We start from the raw sequence: 16,232 nt of genomic DNA on the forward strand, positions 1-16,232 counted from the left end.
ACGACCGGTCTTCAAATCAAATACCAGCGGCATCCTTCAACAGGTCAGCCCGATCTGTCTTCTCCCATGGGAAGGCAGTAAACGTCTTGCCGCCAACCGTCATCTCAACCGGCTCGCGACCAAAGTGGCCGTAGGCCGCGGTGGCCCGATACATCGGGTGCAGCAGGTCCAGCATGTTGGTAATTGCATACGGGCGAAGGTCGAAGTGCTCGCGGACCAGCTTGATGATCTTGTCGTCGCTGATCTTGCCAGTGCCGAAGGTATTCAGGGAGATGGACGTTGGCTGCGCCACGCCGATGGCGTAGGACACCTGGATCTCGCACTTCTCAGCCAGGCCAGCGGCGACAATGTTCTTCGCCACGTAACGGCCGGCGTAAGCGGCTGAACGGTCCACCTTGGACGGGTCCTTGCCGGAGAAGGCGCCGCCGCCGTGACGGGCCATGCCGCCGTAGGTGTCGACAATGATCTTGCGACCGGTCAGGCCGCAGTCGCCCACAGGGCCGCCGATCACGAACTTGCCAGTCGGGTTGATGTGGAACTGGGTATCCTTGTGCAGCAACTCCGCCGGCAGAGCGTGCTTGACGATCAGTTCCATGACGGCTTCTTTCAGATCTGCCTGGGACACGTCTTCGTCGTGCTGGGTGGACAGAACAATGGCGTCGATGCCGGTGACCTTGCCGTTTTCATAGCGGCAGGTGACCTGGCTTTTCGCGTCGGGGCGCAGCCATGGCAGCAAGCCGCTTTTGCGGGCTTCGGCCTGGCGTTGTACCAGACGGTGAGAGAAAGTGATCGGGGCCGGCATCAGCACGTCGGTTTCGTTGCTGGCGTAGCCGAACATCAGGCCCTGGTCGCCGGCGCCCTGGTCTTCCGGCTTCTGGCGGTCAACGCCCTGGGCGATGTCCACGGACTGCTTGCCAATGATGTTGATAATGCCGCAGGTGTCACCGTCGTAGCCCACGGTAGAGGAGGTGTAGCCGATGTCCTTGATCACGCCGCGCACCAGGTCTTCCAGGTCCACCCAGGCGCTGGTCGTGATTTCACCACCGACGATCGCCACCCCGGTCTTTACCATGGTTTCGCACGCAACCCGGGCATGAGGGTCGTCAACCAGGATGGCGTCGAGGACGGCATCGGAAATCTGGTCAGCCAATTTATCAGGATGGCCTTCAGAGACCGATTCGGAGGTAAAGACGCTGTAATCAGACATAGGGTTGCTCCTCTGTGAGCGTTGCAAATTCGGGCCGGCAATGGAGTTTGATTAAGGCCGGCAGTTTTGATGTTCGGTATCGTAAATCAGTTTTCAGAGTCTGCATATTTCTATATCAAAAAAAATTGATACAGTTTTTATTTCTGTCCTATGTGGACTCTGCGGTTTTCCAGAATTCTCTCACCTGCACCTGGAAGCCGTTTCTCAGCCCGATGAACAGCGACTCACCCGCAACCAGGCCTGCATCGGTGGCCCAACTGGTAAGCTCTTCCGGTTCAAAGCCCAGCCATAGATCGCCGCAGGCTTCCTTCGCCCAATCCTGGTCATGGCTGCACAGATCACTGACAAACAGGCAGCCACCGGTGTTCATCAATGCCGAGGCATCCAGAAAAATGTCCGCGGGGCTAGGTACGTGGTGCAGGACCATGTTGGCCACCACTAGATCAAAATCGTCACCACGTGCCAGCAGGTTGTCGGTGACGCCTTCGATCAGGTCAACATTATTCAGGCGTTCGTCGATGCAGGTTCGGGTGGTCTTGGCCAGCATGTCGCGAGAGTTGTCCAGTGCCACGACGTGTTCGCAGATGTTTGAAAGCACCGGCAGGAATGCGCCCTCACCGGGACCGATTTCCAGTGCTGTTTTCCATCGATGACGTTCGGATCGATTGCGAATCAGGTTCGCCACCGGTTCGGCGTATAGATCGAACGCGGCGATGAGTTCCTGCTGCTCCCGAAATTTCTCGGCATAACGGGCGAAGAACGCCTGGGATTGGTCCGCACGCTGATTGCGAATGGCTTCGATTTTTTCCTGCAGGTGCGCCGACAAAGGAGCGCGATCCACGCTCTGGAAGACCTGGCGGATGGTCTGATCCGTCAGCTTGTCGCTTTCGAGATTCAGAGGACGCCGGTAGAAAATGGCGTTGCCTTCCCGCTGGGGCTCAAGCAGTCCTGCCTTGTGCATCACCTTCAGATGATGGCTCATGCCCGACTGGCGCATCTCGAAGAGCTGGCTCAGTTCCAGTACACCGAAGGTGTCCCGACGCAACACCCGCAGAATCTCCAGGCGCAACGGGTCTCCGCTCGCTTTGAAGATCGGTGCCAGGGCGTCCACGGAGGACAGGTCATTTTCAGGTGTGGTCATGGATGTCATGGGAAAGAAGTGTAGGCATGTCTTTCCGGGCAATCAATATCTATATCAAAATAAATTGATATAGATTTAGATCTGTTTGAAAAATCAGATAAAATTTCTGTGCGAAAATTCCGGTGTTGAAAACATCCGTAAAACATTCATAAAAAGAGTGTCGCCGATTTGCCCCGGTGGTCACTAATCGGCGAAAATACGCGCCTTCTTTTTAACCGTTCACCTTTTGCCGACCAAAAACTGGAGAAACGTCAATGCCGTCTCGCACAGATCTCGCCAACGCCATTCGCGCGCTGAGCATGGATGCGGTTCAGAAAGCCAAATCCGGCCACCCGGGCGCGCCCATGGGTATGGCGGACATCGCCGAGGTCCTCTGGAATGATTTCCTTAGTCACAATCCGGCCAACCCCACGTGGGCTAACCGTGACCGGTTTGTGATGTCCAACGGCCATGGCTCCATGCTGCAGTATTCCCTGCTGCACCTGAGCGGTTATGACGTCTCCATTGATGACATCAAGAGTTTCCGCCAACTGCACTCCAAAACCCCGGGCCACCCGGAATACGGCTACACGCCGGGTGTTGAAACCACCACCGGCCCGCTGGGACAGGGTGTCGCCAATGCGGTCGGCTTTGCGCTGGCGGAGAAAACCCTGGCGGAGCAGTTCAACCGCCCTGGCCATAATGTTGTTGATCACTACACCTACGCCTTCCTGGGCGATGGTTGCCTGATGGAAGGCATTTCCCACGAGGTGTCTTCCCTGGCCGGTACATTGGGCCTTGGCAAGCTGATCATGTTCTACGACGACAACGGCATCTCCATCGACGGTGAAGTGGACGGCTGGTTTACCGACGACACGCCCAAACGTTTCGAAGCTTATGGCTGGCAGGTGATTCCCGAGGTTGATGGCCATAACCCGGAGGCCGTTCGCGCTGCCATTGAGGCCGGCCGGGCCAACACAACTCAGCCCACGCTGATCTGCTGCAAGACCATTATTGGTTTTGGTTCCCCCAACAAGCAGGGCACCGAAGCCTGTCACGGCGCTGCGCTGGGTGAGGACGAAATTGCACTGACCCGTGAGAAGCTGGGCTGGAACCACGGTGCTTTCGAGATCCCGTCGGAAATATACGGTGCCTGGGATGCCCGTGAAAAAGGCTCCGCCGCACAGGCTGAGTGGGAACAGGCGTTTGCCGACTACGAAAAGGCGGAACCGGAACTGGCCGCTGAGCTCAAGCGTCGTATGGCCGGAGAGCTGCCGGCAGACTTCTCTGAGAAGGCCCAGGCGTATATTCAGGAGTGCCAGGACAAAGGCGAAACTGTCGCCAGCCGTAAGGCGTCCCAGAACACCCTGAACGCCTATGGCCCGATGCTGCCGGAATTGCTGGGTGGCTCTGCCGACCTGGCGGGCTCCAACCTCACCATCTGGAATGGCAGTAAGCCACTGACCAAAGAAGACGCCAGCGGTAACTACGTTTATTACGGTGTTCGCGAATTCGGCATGGCCGCCATCATGAACGGCGTTGCCCTGCATGGCGGCTTCGTACCTTACGGCGCTACCTTCCTGATCTTCATGGAATACTGCCGCAACGCCGTGCGCATGGCAGCGTTGATGAAACAGCGCTCCATCTATGTGTTCACCCACGACTCCATCGGCCTGGGTGAAGATGGCCCCACGCATCAGCCCATCGAGCAACTGGCCAGTCTACGCACCACGCCTAACATGAGCACCTGGCGCCCGGCGGATGCCGTTGAGTCGGCGGTTGGCTGGAAAGCTGCCCTGGAGCGTGTCGATGGCCCGACTGCGCTGGTCTTCTCCCGTCAGGGACTGCCGCACCAGCAGCGTGATGCCGAGCAACTGGCCAACATCGCCAAGGGTGGCTACATCCTGTCAGACAGCGAAGGCACGCCGGACCTGATCCTCATCGCCACTGGTGGTGAAGTGGGGCTGGCTCAGGACGCAGCCGAAGCTCTGCGCCAGAAGGGTAACAAGGTTCGCGTGGTGTCCATGCCATCCACCGACACCTTCGATGCCCAGAGCGCTGCGTATAAGCAGGAAGTGCTGCCGCTCGAAGTGACCAACCGGGTCGCCGTCGAGGCCGCTATTGAAGATTACTGGTACAAGTACGTTGGCCTGGACGGCCGCGTGGTGGGCATGAGCACCTTCGGTGAGTCCGCGCCTGCCGGTGAGCTGTTCAAGGAGTTCGGCTTTACGGTAGACAACATTGTCGCTGTGGCCGGGGAACTGCTGGAAGCCTGATGAGTACCGCTGCACCGTATCGCATCGCCATCAATGGATACGGCCGTATCGGCCAGTGCGTCTTGCGTGCACTCTACGAGAATCGTTTTCGCGATCACCTTCAGGTGGTCGCGATCAACGAGCTGGCGGATATCGATACCATTGCCCATCTCACCCGCTACGACTCCACTCATGGTCGATTCCAGGGTGAGATAAACGTTGAGGGCGATTACCTGCTGGTAAACGGGGACCGTATTCGCGTCGTCCGTTGCGCCGAAGCATCGGAGCTGCCCTGGGACGAGCTGGGCATTGATCTGGTGCTGGAGTGCTCCGGTGCTTTCACCGACCGTGCGACGGCCGAGCAACACCTGAAGGCTGGTGCTGAACGCCTGCTGTTCTCACAACCGGCGGAATCCGATGTGGATCGCACCATTGTTTATGGCGTGAATCAGGACCAACTGGCCGAGTCTGATCGTATCGTGGCTGCTGCCTCCTGCACCACCAATTGCCTGGTGCCGGTTATCCAAGTGCTTGATGAGGCATTGGGAGTGAAGCACGGCACCACGACCACCATCCACGCGGCCATGAATGACCAGCCGGTGATCGACGCCTACCACCATCAGGACCTGCGCCGAACCCGCAGCGCCCTGCACAACATTGTTCCGGTCGACACAGGTCTTGCGAAGGGCATTGAGCGCTTGCTGCCTCACATGGAAGGCAGGTTCAGCTCGGTGGCCATGCGGGTGCCCACCATGAACGTGTCGGCCATCGACATGGTGGTGAATGTCAGGGAAAACACCTCGGTGGAGGCGGTGAACAACTTACTAAAAAACGCCGCCCACGGCCCGCTGAAACACATTCTGGGCTACACCGATGAGCTTCTGGCCAGCTCCGATTTTAATCACGACGCCCACTCCGGCATCGTCGACGGAGGCCAGACGCGCGTAACCGGTGGCACCATGGTGAAGGTGCTGTGCTGGTTTGATAACGAGTGGGGGTTCGCAAATCGGATGCTGGACGTCAGCAAACACTGGCTCTCCAGCCACTGACACATTTTTTGATCAGGGGATGAACAACGATGACTATCAAGAGAATGACCGATCTGGACCTCGCCGGTAAGCGGGTACTGATTCGTGAAGACCTCAACGTACCGGTAAAAAATGGCGAAGTGTCCAGCGACGCCCGCATCCGTGCCTCGCTGCCGACGATTAAGGCGGCAAAGGACGCAGGCGCAAAGGTCATGCTGATGTCCCATCTCGGCCGCCCGGAAGAAGGCGTTTACGACGAAGCCTCCTCCATGAAACCGGTGGCCGACCACCTCAGCAAGGTACTGGGTCAGGAAGTTCGCCTGATCACCGATTACCTCGAGGGCGTTGATGTAGCCGACGGCGAAGTCGTCCTTTTCGAAAACGTCCGTTTCAACAAGGGCGAGAAAAAAGACGACGAAGAGCTTTCCAAAAAGTACGCTGCGTTGTGTGATGTCTACGTGATGGACGCCTTCGGCACCGCCCACCGCGCCCAGGCCTCTACCCATGGCGTTGCCCGCTTCGCCCCGGAAGCCTGCGCTGGCCCGCTGCTGGCCGCAGAGCTGGAAGCCCTCGGCAAAGCCCTGGATAACCCGGCCAAGCCCGTGGTTGCGATTGTCGGCGGCTCCAAAGTATCCACCAAACTGGACGTGCTCAACGCCCTGGAAAAAGTCTGCGACTCCATTATCGTCGGTGGCGGCATCGCCAACACCTTCCTGGCGGCTGCCGGTCACCCGGTGGGCAAATCCCTGTGCGAGCACGACCTGATCGACACCGCCCGGGAAATCGCCTCCCGCGTTGAAATTCCGCTGCCTGTAGATGTAGTTGTCGCCAGCGAATTCGCTGAAACTGCGAAAGCCACCACTAAAAAAATTGACGACGTGACCGAAGACGACATGATTCTGGACGTCGGTCCCGAAACCGCCTCCAAATTCGCCGGCTTGCTGAAGTCCTCCAAGACCATTCTTTGGAACGGCCCGGTCGGCGTCTTCGAATTCGACCAGTTCAGCAACGGCACCCAATCCCTGGCGAAAGCCATCGCCGAAAGCGACGCTTTCTCCCTGGCTGGCGGCGGTGATACCGTTGCTGCCGTTGACAAGTACGGTGTGAGTGACAAAATCTCGTACATTTCCACCGGTGGCGGTGCTTTCCTGGAATTCGTGGAAGGTAAAACCCTGCCAGCGGTTGCTGTACTCGAACAGCGCGGCGCATAGCACAAGCTTGAATCGCGAGGAGGGCAGAGACACTCTCCCGGGACCGTCAAAAACATGGATGTTTTTGTCGAGCGTACACGGACGTATTTACAGCGTGTCCCGGGAGGGTGTCTCTGCCCTCTGACGCAGACTCCAAACCAGAGAAGTCTGCCAAAGACATTGTTTAATAAACCAAGGAGACAACCCCAATGGCCCTGATATCGATGCGGCAACTGCTGGACCACGCCGCCGAGCATGGTTACGGTGTACCGGCGTATAACGTGAACAACCTTGAGCAGATGCGCGCCATCATGGAAGCGGCTGACAAAACCGACTCCCCGGTGATAGTCCAGGCCTCCGCCGGCGCCCGTAAATACGCCGGCGCTCCCTTCCTTCGCCATCTGATTCTGGCGGCCATTGAAGAGTTTCCCCATATTCCGGTGGTTATGCACCAGGATCACGGCACAAGCCCGTCCGTATGTCAGCGCTCCATTCAGCTAGGCTTCAGCTCCGTAATGATGGACGGCTCCCTGGGTGAAGACGGCAAAACCCCAACCGACTACGAATACAACGTAGATGTTACCCGTCGCACCGTTGAGATGGCCCATGCCTGTGGCGTGTCCGTGGAAGGCGAACTCGGCTGCCTGGGCTCCCTGGAAACCGGGCAGGCCGGCGAAGAAGACGGTATTGGCGCAGAGGGCACCCTGGACCACAGCCAGATGCTGACCGACCCGGAAGAAGCGGCGGATTTCGTCCAGAAAACCCACGTGGATGCCCTGGCCATTGCCATCGGTACCAGCCACGGCGCCTACAAGTTCACCCGTCCGCCGACCGGTGACATCCTGGCCATCGACCAGATCAAAGCCATCCACGCCCGCATCCCGGACACCCATCTGGTTATGCACGGCTCCAGCTCCGTGCCCCAGGAGTGGTTGAAGATCATCAACGAATACGGCGGCGAGATCCCGGAAACCTATGGCGTGCCGGTTGAGGAAATCGTTGAAGGCATCAAGCACGGTGTTCGCAAGGTCAACATCGACACCGACCTGCGCCTGGCCAGCACCGGTGCAACCCGTCGCTTTCTGGCCCAGAACCCGGCCGAGTTCGACCCGCGTAAATTCCTGAAGGCGACCATGCAGGCGATGACTGACGTTTGCGTTGCCCGCTACGAAGCCTTCGGTACTGCCGGCAACGCCAGCAAGATCAAACCGGTTAACCTTGAACGCATGTTCGAGCGGTATGCTTCTGGTGAGCTGGATCCCAAGGTTCGATAAGCTTTGGAGTTTGCCCCTCCTTTGTAGCCTGCTGGCCTGGCGGGCTTGCACTGGTGGGAGGGACTGCTCAGAAAACGCCCGTAAATACGTCCATGTAGGGCTTGGTCGCGCCATCCCTGGCGCTCCACATTTCTGAGCAGTCCCTCCCACCAGTGTTTGAGATACCTCGGTGATATCGCATATCGTCATCTCAGATACCTGCAGAGTCAGAAATATCTGAAGGTTCAGAACAAGCGAAGGCGGGGCACTCTTCCGGGAACGTCAAAAACATGGATGTTTTTGTCGAGCGTACAGGGACGTATTTACAGCGTGTCCCGGAAGAGTGCCCCGCCTTTGCGCTACCCGCAAAGCCTGCAGGCTAGGTGCCCAGATTAAACTCCAGGCCACAGCCACCTGATACGCATCAATTCTGATACACCCCCACCTTGTAATTTTCACTTCCTCATCAAATATAGAATTAATAATCGGGCGAAAAATGCCCAGCCATTAAAGCAGGTGTGAGGGAAAACATGGACTTCAAAGACTATTACGCCGTACTCGGTGTGAGCGAGTCTGCCTCCCCCGAGGACATCAAGAAGGCCTATCGCAAACTGGCCCGGAAATACCATCCGGATGTCAGCAAGGAAGAGAACGCCTCCGGCAAGTTCAAGGACGTCAGCGAGGCCTATGAAGTACTGAAAGACCCCGAAAAACGGGCCGAATACGACGAGCTTAAGAAATACGGCGCCCGGCAGGATGGGTCGTTTGAGCGTCCTCCCGGATGGGAGAGTGCCTCCGGCTTTGGGGGCGGTGGTTATACCGAGGCCGATGCGCGGCAGTTCAGCGACTTCTTCGAGGAAATCTTCGGCGGCGGCCGTCGCGCGGGAGCCGGATTTGGCTCCGCGTTTGGCGGTGGCTTCGGCGGCGCGCGTCAATCTATGCGCATGCGGGGTGAAGACGTTCATGCCCGGATCGCGCTGTTCCTGGAGGAAGCCTTCCACGGCTGCGAAAAGCAGGTGTCGTTTAACGTCCAGGAAGCCGACGCCCAAGGCCGCGTCGTACCGCGCCAGAAAACCCTCAACGTGAAGATCCCCGCTGGCATGAAAGAAGGGCAGCACATCCGCCTGAAAGGTCAGGGCGCTCCTGGCATGGGTGGTGCGGAGAACGGTGACCTGTTTATCGAGGTGGAATACGCACCGCACCCCCACTTTACGGTCGAAGGGCGGGATATAATGGTGACGGTTCCCATCGCACCCTGGGAGGCGGCTCTTGGCGCCTCGGTCACGGTTCCGACCGTGGGCTCGAAGGTGAACGTGAAGGTGCCCAAGGGCTCTTCCAGCGGTCGCAAGCTGCGCCTTAAAGGCAAGGGCCTGCCAGGCAAGCATCCTGGCGACCAGCTAGTGGTGTTGCAGATCGTGATGCCTGAGCGGCACAGCGAAAAAGCCGAGGAACTCTACAAGCAGTTGGCCGAGGCCGAAAAAGGATTCAATCCACGCAGCAAGTTGCATGTGTAAGCGGGGGATGAAGGATGACTGACAAAGACCATATCCTGAGCGTCGAACTGGTGGAACCAACCGCTACATTCACCTTGCGGGAAATATGCGAACGCGGGGACTGCCACGCCGAGTTTGTTATTAAACTGGTGAGCTACGGTGTGATCGCCCCGGTCGAGGAATCCCCGGAAGCGCGCCAGTGGCAATTTGATCTGGAGGCCCTCGCCCGTTTGCGAAAGGCCCAGCGTTTGCAGCGTGATCTTAAAATGAACCTACCGGGGTTGGCCATGTCCCTTGAGCTTCTCGACGAGGTCCAGGAGATGCGACGTGAGGTCGATCGCCTGAATCGACAATTGAGGCAATTTTTAGGCGAGGCATAGTCACCAGGTCGGCTGGCACACCCCTGTTCAAAACCGTGGAGCGCCAGGGATGGCGCGACCGAGCCCTACATGGACGTATCTACGGGCGTGTTTTGAACAGGGGTGTGCCAGCCGACCCACCCGCCAAGCTTGAAATGCTACTCCTTGTCCATCTTCTGCAACTCCGCATAAATCTTCTCCGCCTCCTCCATCAACGTGCCATGGGTACGTAAGTCACCATTGCGCTGGGCATGCAGCGCCTTCTGAAGCTTGGCTTCGTATTCCTTCTGCAGTTTCTTCTTTGGATCGCCCTTCAGGAATCCCAGCATTTTTTCACCTGTTTTCATTGATGTGTCTGGGAGCTTACGCCAATTGGGCACGAAAGTTCACAAACGAGTCCCCGTCTTGCTAACGGAACTCGTCTGTCGGATTCTCAGTTTCAAAGAATTTCACCGGGCCGTTACAAAATCCGTACACGATTGCGTCACTCCGTGGTCCGGGTTTTGCTCTATAGTCAATCATAAGTCTGGACGGGCAGGCCGAGCCCTGCCGCCGGAATGTGTGATTCAAACGTGTTGACGGAGTCCGTATGCCCCCTCGTTTTCTGAAGGCACTGGTAACCAGCCGCTTGCTGCGACCTGTTTTCCTGATCCTGATTGTTGCTGGCGTGGTGCAGGTGGCCATGAGCCAATGGCTGATTTCCAACCAGGTGAACAGCCTGGTCGAGACCGCCGGTTCCGCTCTTGAGGCCAGTAGTCGGGAAGTCAGTGCGTCGTTTGGTGACACGCGCGAAGACGTCCGTAATCGCCTGCAGCTCATGCAGCAGAGGACCACGGAAGAGTTGGCGGGTGAATTGACGCGTCAGCAGACGGCACAACAGGAGCGGGTGGCGAACAACGTTCGGTCAGCGGTCATGTCTGAAGCGCAGGGGCTGGCGGAGGTACTGGCGGCGGTCGCTGCGCCACTGATCTGGGATCGGGACGTGCCGCGGTTGACGGATCTTATTGAGCTGGCGGATGCCCGGGAGTCGGTTCTTTTTGCGATTTATTACGATCAATATGGGGAAAGGCTGACCCGTTATGTTGATCGCACGGATGATCGCGTACGCACCTTAATGGAGCAGGGGGAAGGCCGTGGTGCAGCAAACAAAGTTCTGGATGCGGCAAGTCGCGATCCCAATGTGGTTATTATCACCGCCGATATAAAACCCCAGGGCACGGCGATTGGTCAGCTGAAAATGGGGCTCTCACTGGAAGGGATCAACCGTGACCTCGCTGCCCTGGAAGAAGAATTCAGTGAGACCATCACCGGCAGTATCGACGCGCTGCGCCAGACTTTGGAGGCTGAGACCGGAGAGGTCAACCAGCGCCTGCAGCAACAGCTTGCCACCATGGGTGAAGACACGCAGGCACGTATTGATAGCACCGTGGAGGCACTGGATCGTGAGGCAGATAGCCTTTCCTCCAATCTCTCATTCCTTGCCATCGGTTCCGTGGTTGTGCTGATCGTTCTGGTGGCGGCCGTGCTCGGCGGCGGTCTTCTTCCCCGTGTGCTCCGGTTGAGTTCGGCCATCTGGCAGATAGCCGACGGTGAGGCCGATCTGACTCGACGGGTATCCCTCAAGGGCCGCGACGAACTGACGGAAATGGCACGGGGCATGAATCAGTTCATCGCCCGCATCCAGGAGCTGGTGTCAGACGTGAAGTCTTCTGCCGAATCAGCTGCCGACAGGGCCCGTGAGCAGGGACAGATCAGCCGCGATGCGGTATCGGCCGTTAATCGCCAGCAGCAGGAAGTGGCGGAGGTGTCGGAGACCATGTCGGCAATGTCGGGCAGCATTGCCGAAGTGGCTGACAGCGTCCAGGAAATAGCCGGTTCCGTCCAGAACGTAAACGCGGAGAGTGAGGCAACGGCATCGATTTCCCGTGATGTAAGAGGGCGTCTGGATCAGGTTGTTGCTAACGTGGAGCAGGCCGTCGCGGCGGTCAATGAGCTGAACAGCCAGAGTACGGAAATTGATTCCGTGCTCTCGGTAATCGGAGCTATTGCTGAGCAGACCAACCTGTTGGCGCTTAACGCTGCCATTGAAGCGGCGAGGGCGGGCGAATCCGGGCGCGGCTTTGCGGTCGTGGCCGATGAAGTGCGTACCCTGGCCAGCCGCACCCAGGAATCCACCACGGAAATTCAGGGCATTATTGATCGCCTTCAGCGGGGCAGCCGCCAGACCGTGACCGTGATTGATCAGGTTTCGGGGCAGGTGGCGGAATCGTCCGCCGAATTCCGTCGCGCCGACGAGCACTTCGACCAGATCAACCAAATGCTGGGTAGTTTGCAGAAACGCGCGCTTGAGATTTCGGCGGTTGCGGAAGAGCAGAGCAGGAATGCGGGGGAAGTCAGCGTCAGCGTGACGGACATTGCCCGCCTGTCCGGTGAAACCGTTGACGCCATTGAGCGCTCAGATCAGGCCAGCGGGCAGATCGGGGAACTACTGGACACCCTGCAGGGCAAGGCATCCCAGTTCCGGGTATAAGTGCGCTCGGCGGCTCTACTCACAGAGCCGCGCACGGGCACGTCGATATTCATCACCAATTCGCCCGACAAGATCGCTGACCGATACAACGTCGGTGATCTGGCTGACGCCCTGGCCGGCGGACCAGACGGTTTTCCAGGCTTTGGCTTCGTCGTCCACGGGCTTGAGCTTATCGCCGTAATTCAGCTCACCGGCCTGGTTCAGTTTATCCATGGGGTAGCCGGCGGCTTCCAGACTCTGACGCATAAAGTTTGCGGGAATCCCTGACACCGCCGGCGTGTGGATGATATCGCCCGATACCGCTTCGATGATCATGTTCTGGTAGGCCGCTTCCGCCCGCGATTCCGTGGTATTGATAAATCGCGTGCCCAGATAGCAAAGGTCAGCGCCCATCGCCTGGGCGGCCAGAATATCTTCGCCTTTGGAAAGCCCGCCGGCAAGCAGGATCACGCCCTCGAATACCTCTCGGATTTCGTGCACCAGCACGAACGGATTAATGATGCCGGCGTGTCCGCCCGCACCGGCAGACACCGCGATAATGCCATCCACACCTGCTTCGGCTGCTTTGCGGGCGTGTTTCTGGTTGGTGACATCGTGGAATACCAGGCCGCCGTAACTGTGCACCGCTTCGGTCACTTTGGTGGCGGCTCCCAGTGAGGTGATCACTATGGGCACCTGGTGTTTCACGCACAGGTCCAGATCGGCCTCCCAGCGCGGGTTCGTGCGATGAACGATGAGGTTCACGGCGTAAGGCGCGGCTGTTTGGTCCGGATGGGTTTCCCGAAAGTCTTTCAGGCCTTCGTTCATCTGAATCACCCATTCCTCGAAGCCTTCGCTGGTGCGCTGGTTCAGGGCCGGGAAGCTGCCAACAATGCCCTGCTTGCAGCAGGCCAGCGCCATCTCCGGGCCGGAGATCAGGAACATGGGTGCCGCCACCAGCGGGAGACTCAGCGATGTCTTCAGGGATTCAGGTAAGGCCATGAGAATTCCTTAATTTTTGTTGGAACTTATGTAATGTATAAAGATCTTAGCGTGCTCATTACCGCATGAAAACGTCCACGAATGAATAAACAACAAGGAGCTCTACCATGGGCGAGGCAAAAAGAAGAAAAGAGACCGGCGCACCGCCGCCCAACAGGAAGAAAGATCGTAAGTCGCTGTATATCGGCATCAGTGTCATCGTTCTTGTTTTTGTTGCGGTGGGCGTATTTTTCCTGACCGCGAGCCCGGCCCCCACCTCGGATGAGTTGCCGGTTGCCGGCCCCAATGCCGACCCGTTTCCTGCCCAACTGGATCGCTTCGGCGTCTCCGTTGGTGACGAAGACGCACCCGTGGTGGTGCGGGAGTTCGCAGACTACCAGTGCCCCGCCTGCGCGCGTTTTTCGGACGCCAGCCAGCAGTTGAAACAGGAATACGTGGAGTCCGGCAAGGTGCGGTTTGTGTACTTTGATCTGCCACTCCAGCAGCACGACAACGCCATGCCAGCGGCACAGGCCGCTCGTTGCGCGGGTGACCAGGATGGCTACTGGGCCATGCACGACAAGTTGTTCGACATGCAGACCGAATGGAGCGGTTCCAGCAGCCCGGTTGATACCTTTAGCCGCTACGCCGAGGATCTGGGGCTTGATGACCGCCGTTTCAGTCGGTGTATGACCACGGATCTCCACGTCGAAGAAATCGAGCAGAGTCGTCGAGTGGCCATGCAGCTTCGCGTTACCAGTACCCCAACCGTGTTGGTGGACAATATCCGCCTGACCCGCCCCGGATGGGGGCAGTTGTCGGCGATGGTTGAGCGGGAGCTGGCCGGTTCCCAGCGATAATACGGCGACAGGTTCTCCCTGGAAAACTTCCGTACGGCGGGAGTTTTCCAGGCCGAAAACTGCAGCGCCGGGCATTGTTAATGACGTCCCTGTAACTCCCCGTAATACTCTCCTTCGTCCGTATTCGTTAGAATGGCTGCCTCGCGCCCGTCGGCGATTATCAACCATGCTCCGGATTTACGGTCCGGCCCGCAGGAGAAACCAGACTCATGAGCCAGGATGTTGTTGTCTGCGCGCTTTATAAGTTCGCAGTTCTGAATGATTACAAAGCCCTTCGTCAGCCATTGCTGGACCTGATGTTGGAGAAAGAGGTGCACGGCACATTGCTGCTGGCTCGTGAGGGCATTAACGGCACCATAGCCGGCAGCCGTGAAGGTGTGGATGCCATTCGCGACTGGTTGGAGGCTGACCAGCGGTTCGAGGGCATCGACTACAAAGAATCGTTCGTCGACATCCAGCCCTTCAAGCGAACCAAAGTGAAGCTCAAGAAAGAGATCGTCACCATGGGAGTGGAGGGCATTGACCCGAAACGGATCGTGGGTACTTATGTGGATCCCAAAGAGTGGAATGATCTTATTTCAGATCCGGACGTATTGGTGGTAGACACACGCAACCAATATGAAGTGGAGATCGGCACCTTTGAGAATGCCAGAAACCCGGCCACAGATACGTTTCGTGAGTTTCCGGAGTATGTGAAAGAGAACCTGGACCCTTCGAAGCACAAGAAGGTCGCCATGTTCTGTACCGGTGGTATCCGCTGTGAGAAATCCACGGCGTTCCTGAAGGAGCAGGGGTTTGATGAGGTCTACCACCTGAAGGGCGGTATTCTCCGGTACCTCGAGGAAGTCCCGGAATCACAAAGCCTGTGGCAAGGGGAGTGCTTTGTATTTGATGACCGAGTAACGGTGAACCACAAGCTGGAACGGGGTGAGTTCGATCAGTGTCACGCCTGCCGCCGGCCGATCACCGAGGAAGACAAACAGCGCCCGGAGTATGAGCCGGGCGTGAGTTGCCACCGTTGCATCGATTCGTTGACGGCGGAGCAGAAAGCCCGTTTTGCCGAGCGTGAGCGGCAAATGCGGTTGGCAGAACGGCGCGGCGAAGCCCATGTAGGTGGCGCAGCGGCGCGCATTGTAGCGGAGCGTAAAGCCCGGAAAAAGGCGGAGCGGGAACAGCAGGCCCGCAAGAGCGCCATGGGAGAGCGTTGCGCAAAATCCTGACAATAATCAAGGAGATTCCATGCAGTTCAGAGCAACCCTGGCGATCATTACTCTGACGGTATCGCCGACGATGGTCGTTGGCGCTGAGTTTGACAATTGGGAAGGTGAAGGGGAAGCGGGTGTGCTTGTCACGTCCGGCAACACCGAGGAGACCAATATCAACGGCCGTCTGGGCCTACTCCACGAAGTTTCAGAGTGGCGGAATACCGGTGATTTTCGTTCATATTATTCCGAAACCGATGACACCACAACGGCTGAAAAATACAGCGCTGAAGTGCAGTCTGATTACAAGTTCGAGGGCAGCCAATACCTGTTCGTACGCGGAGCGTATGAAGACGACCGTTTTTCCGGGTATGACTTCCAGTCCTCGTTGACCACCGGTTACGGTAACCGGGTCTGGCAACGTGGCAAGCGCTCTTTTCTTGATCTGTCTGTCGGTGGCGGTTATCGGTTTAACAGGCTCGAGGAACCGGAAGCAGACGGCAATCAAGAGGAGGAAGAAGCCATCGCGCGCTTGGCAGGAAAGTTCGACTACGCCCTCTCTGAGACTGCGTTGTTTCGTCAGAAGCTGAGTGCCGAAATCGGCTTGTCGGAGAACAACACCATCAGTGAGTCGGAAACATCCATACAGGCAACGGTTGTGGGTAACCTGTCAATGAAGGCTGCGTATCTGGTTCAGTATGTTTCAGATGAGCCTGAGGGCTCCGAAGACACCGATACTCAGGTGTCCGTGTCACTGCTCTACGGATTCTGACCA

Annotated in this window: 14 protein-coding genes; 10 read left to right on the top strand and 4 right to left on the bottom strand. The window is 57.8% G+C overall.

Going from position 1 to position 16,232, the window contains the following annotated elements:
- Positions 1-16: 16 nt before the first annotated feature.
- A complete protein-coding gene (gene metK / locus R1T46_RS08465) occupies positions 17-1,207 on the bottom strand; it encodes a methionine adenosyltransferase (RefSeq protein ID WP_085679302.1) in 1,191 nt (396 codons plus the stop codon).
- Positions 1,208-1,355: 148 nt separating this feature from the next.
- Positions 1,356-2,357, bottom strand: a complete 1,002-nt coding sequence (locus tag R1T46_RS08470) for a metalloregulator ArsR/SmtB family transcription factor (RefSeq protein WP_317307988.1) — start codon at positions 2,355-2,357, stop codon at positions 1,356-1,358.
- 245 nt (positions 2,358-2,602) lie between these two features.
- On the opposite strand from R1T46_RS08470, the gene tkt reads away from it, so the two are divergent.
- The 6 genes from tkt to R1T46_RS08500 all read left to right on the top strand — a co-directional run bounded on the left by tkt (position 2,603) and on the right by R1T46_RS08500 (position 9,926).
- Positions 2,603-4,603 (top strand): transketolase, encoded by a 2,001-nt coding sequence (gene tkt, locus R1T46_RS08475; protein ID WP_317307989.1) that lies wholly within the window; start codon positions 2,603-2,605, stop codon positions 4,601-4,603.
- Positions 4,603-5,631 carry a type I glyceraldehyde-3-phosphate dehydrogenase gene (gene gap / locus R1T46_RS08480; protein ID WP_317307990.1) on the top strand — a complete coding sequence of 343 codons (1,029 nt, stop codon included), beginning with the start codon at positions 4,603-4,605 and terminating at the stop codon, positions 5,629-5,631. Before tkt ends, gap begins: the two co-directional genes overlap by 1 nt.
- A gap of 29 nt (positions 5,632-5,660) precedes the next feature.
- Positions 5,661-6,821, top strand: coding sequence for a phosphoglycerate kinase (locus tag R1T46_RS08485; RefSeq protein WP_317307991.1), 1,161 nt, complete (start codon positions 5,661-5,663; stop codon positions 6,819-6,821).
- A 188-nt stretch (positions 6,822-7,009) separates the two neighbouring features.
- Positions 7,010-8,074 carry a class II fructose-bisphosphate aldolase gene (gene fba, locus R1T46_RS08490; protein WP_317307992.1) on the top strand — a complete coding sequence of 355 codons (1,065 nt, stop codon included), beginning with the start codon at positions 7,010-7,012 and terminating at the stop codon, positions 8,072-8,074.
- 509 nt (positions 8,075-8,583) lie between these two features.
- Positions 8,584-9,567, top strand: coding sequence for a DnaJ C-terminal domain-containing protein (locus R1T46_RS08495; RefSeq protein WP_041335577.1), 984 nt, complete (start codon positions 8,584-8,586; stop codon positions 9,565-9,567).
- Between the two features lie 14 nt (positions 9,568-9,581).
- Positions 9,582-9,926 (top strand): chaperone modulator CbpM, encoded by a 345-nt coding sequence (locus R1T46_RS08500; protein ID WP_041335575.1) that lies wholly within the window; start codon positions 9,582-9,584, stop codon positions 9,924-9,926.
- Between the two features lie 137 nt (positions 9,927-10,063).
- On the opposite strand, the gene R1T46_RS08505 is transcribed toward R1T46_RS08500, so the two are convergent.
- Positions 10,064-10,234: a DUF6435 family protein gene (locus R1T46_RS08505; protein ID WP_126813158.1), complete on the bottom strand. Its 171-nt coding sequence runs from the start codon at positions 10,232-10,234 to the stop codon at positions 10,064-10,066.
- 260 nt (positions 10,235-10,494) lie between these two features.
- Here R1T46_RS08505 and R1T46_RS08510 point away from each other — a divergent pair, with 260 nt between their 5' ends.
- Positions 10,495-12,435: a HAMP domain-containing methyl-accepting chemotaxis protein gene (locus R1T46_RS08510; protein WP_317307993.1), complete on the top strand. Its 1,941-nt coding sequence runs from the start codon at positions 10,495-10,497 to the stop codon at positions 12,433-12,435.
- A gap of 15 nt (positions 12,436-12,450) precedes the next feature.
- On the opposite strand, the gene R1T46_RS08515 is transcribed toward R1T46_RS08510, so the two are convergent.
- Complete coding sequence (locus tag R1T46_RS08515; RefSeq protein ID WP_036209028.1) at positions 12,451-13,416, bottom strand: NAD(P)H-dependent flavin oxidoreductase; 966 nt, start codon at positions 13,414-13,416, stop codon at positions 12,451-12,453.
- A 107-nt stretch (positions 13,417-13,523) separates the two neighbouring features.
- Here R1T46_RS08515 and R1T46_RS08520 point away from each other — a divergent pair, with 107 nt between their 5' ends.
- The 3 genes from R1T46_RS08520 (at position 13,524) to R1T46_RS08530 (ending at position 16,229) form a co-directional block, all read left to right on the top strand.
- Complete coding sequence (locus R1T46_RS08520) at positions 13,524-14,255, top strand: DsbA family protein (protein WP_127401824.1); 732 nt, start codon at positions 13,524-13,526, stop codon at positions 14,253-14,255.
- Between the two features lie 209 nt (positions 14,256-14,464).
- Positions 14,465-15,475 carry a rhodanese-related sulfurtransferase gene (locus R1T46_RS08525; RefSeq protein ID WP_075194440.1) on the top strand — a complete coding sequence of 337 codons (1,011 nt, stop codon included), beginning with the start codon at positions 14,465-14,467 and terminating at the stop codon, positions 15,473-15,475.
- 19 nt (positions 15,476-15,494) lie between these two features.
- The gene (locus tag R1T46_RS08530; RefSeq protein ID WP_041335563.1) at positions 15,495-16,229 is read left to right on the top strand and encodes a YdiY family protein; all 735 of its coding nucleotides are present in this window, start codon (positions 15,495-15,497) and stop codon (positions 16,227-16,229) included.
- Positions 16,230-16,232 lie beyond the last annotated feature (3 nt).

It is taken from the genome of Marinobacter salarius (assembly GCF_032922745.1).
Classification (GTDB): Bacteria; Pseudomonadota; Gammaproteobacteria; order Pseudomonadales; family Oleiphilaceae; genus Marinobacter.

What these genes read in the sequence shown, in the direction of transcription:
- R1T46_RS08495 (WP_041335577.1), top strand. Translation starts at nt 8,584, where the DNA reads ATGGACTTCAAAGACTATTACGCCGTACTCGGTGTGAGCGAGTCTGCC.
- R1T46_RS08520 (WP_127401824.1), top strand. Translation starts at nt 13,524, where the DNA reads ATGGGCGAGGCAAAAAGAAGAAAAGAGACCGGCGCACCGCCGCCCAAC.
- R1T46_RS08505 (WP_126813158.1), bottom strand. Translation starts at nt 10,234, where the DNA reads ATGCTGGGATTCCTGAAGGGCGATCCAAAGAAGAAACTGCAGAAGGAA.
- R1T46_RS08470 (WP_317307988.1), bottom strand. Translation starts at nt 2,357, where the DNA reads ATGACATCCATGACCACACCTGAAAATGACCTGTCCTCCGTGGACGCC.
- R1T46_RS08530 (WP_041335563.1), top strand. Translation starts at nt 15,495, where the DNA reads ATGCAGTTCAGAGCAACCCTGGCGATCATTACTCTGACGGTATCGCCG.
- fba (WP_317307992.1), top strand. Translation starts at nt 7,010, where the DNA reads ATGGCCCTGATATCGATGCGGCAACTGCTGGACCACGCCGCCGAGCAT.
- R1T46_RS08525 (WP_075194440.1), top strand. Translation starts at nt 14,465, where the DNA reads ATGAGCCAGGATGTTGTTGTCTGCGCGCTTTATAAGTTCGCAGTTCTG.
- gap (WP_317307990.1), top strand. Translation starts at nt 4,603, where the DNA reads ATGAGTACCGCTGCACCGTATCGCATCGCCATCAATGGATACGGCCGT.
- tkt (WP_317307989.1), top strand. Translation starts at nt 2,603, where the DNA reads ATGCCGTCTCGCACAGATCTCGCCAACGCCATTCGCGCGCTGAGCATG.
- R1T46_RS08500 (WP_041335575.1), top strand. Translation starts at nt 9,582, where the DNA reads ATGACTGACAAAGACCATATCCTGAGCGTCGAACTGGTGGAACCAACC.
- R1T46_RS08485 (WP_317307991.1), top strand. Translation starts at nt 5,661, where the DNA reads ATGACTATCAAGAGAATGACCGATCTGGACCTCGCCGGTAAGCGGGTA.
- R1T46_RS08510 (WP_317307993.1), top strand. Translation starts at nt 10,495, where the DNA reads ATGCCCCCTCGTTTTCTGAAGGCACTGGTAACCAGCCGCTTGCTGCGA.
- metK (WP_085679302.1), bottom strand. Translation starts at nt 1,207, where the DNA reads ATGTCTGATTACAGCGTCTTTACCTCCGAATCGGTCTCTGAAGGCCAT.
- R1T46_RS08515 (WP_036209028.1), bottom strand. Translation starts at nt 13,416, where the DNA reads ATGGCCTTACCTGAATCCCTGAAGACATCGCTGAGTCTCCCGCTGGTG.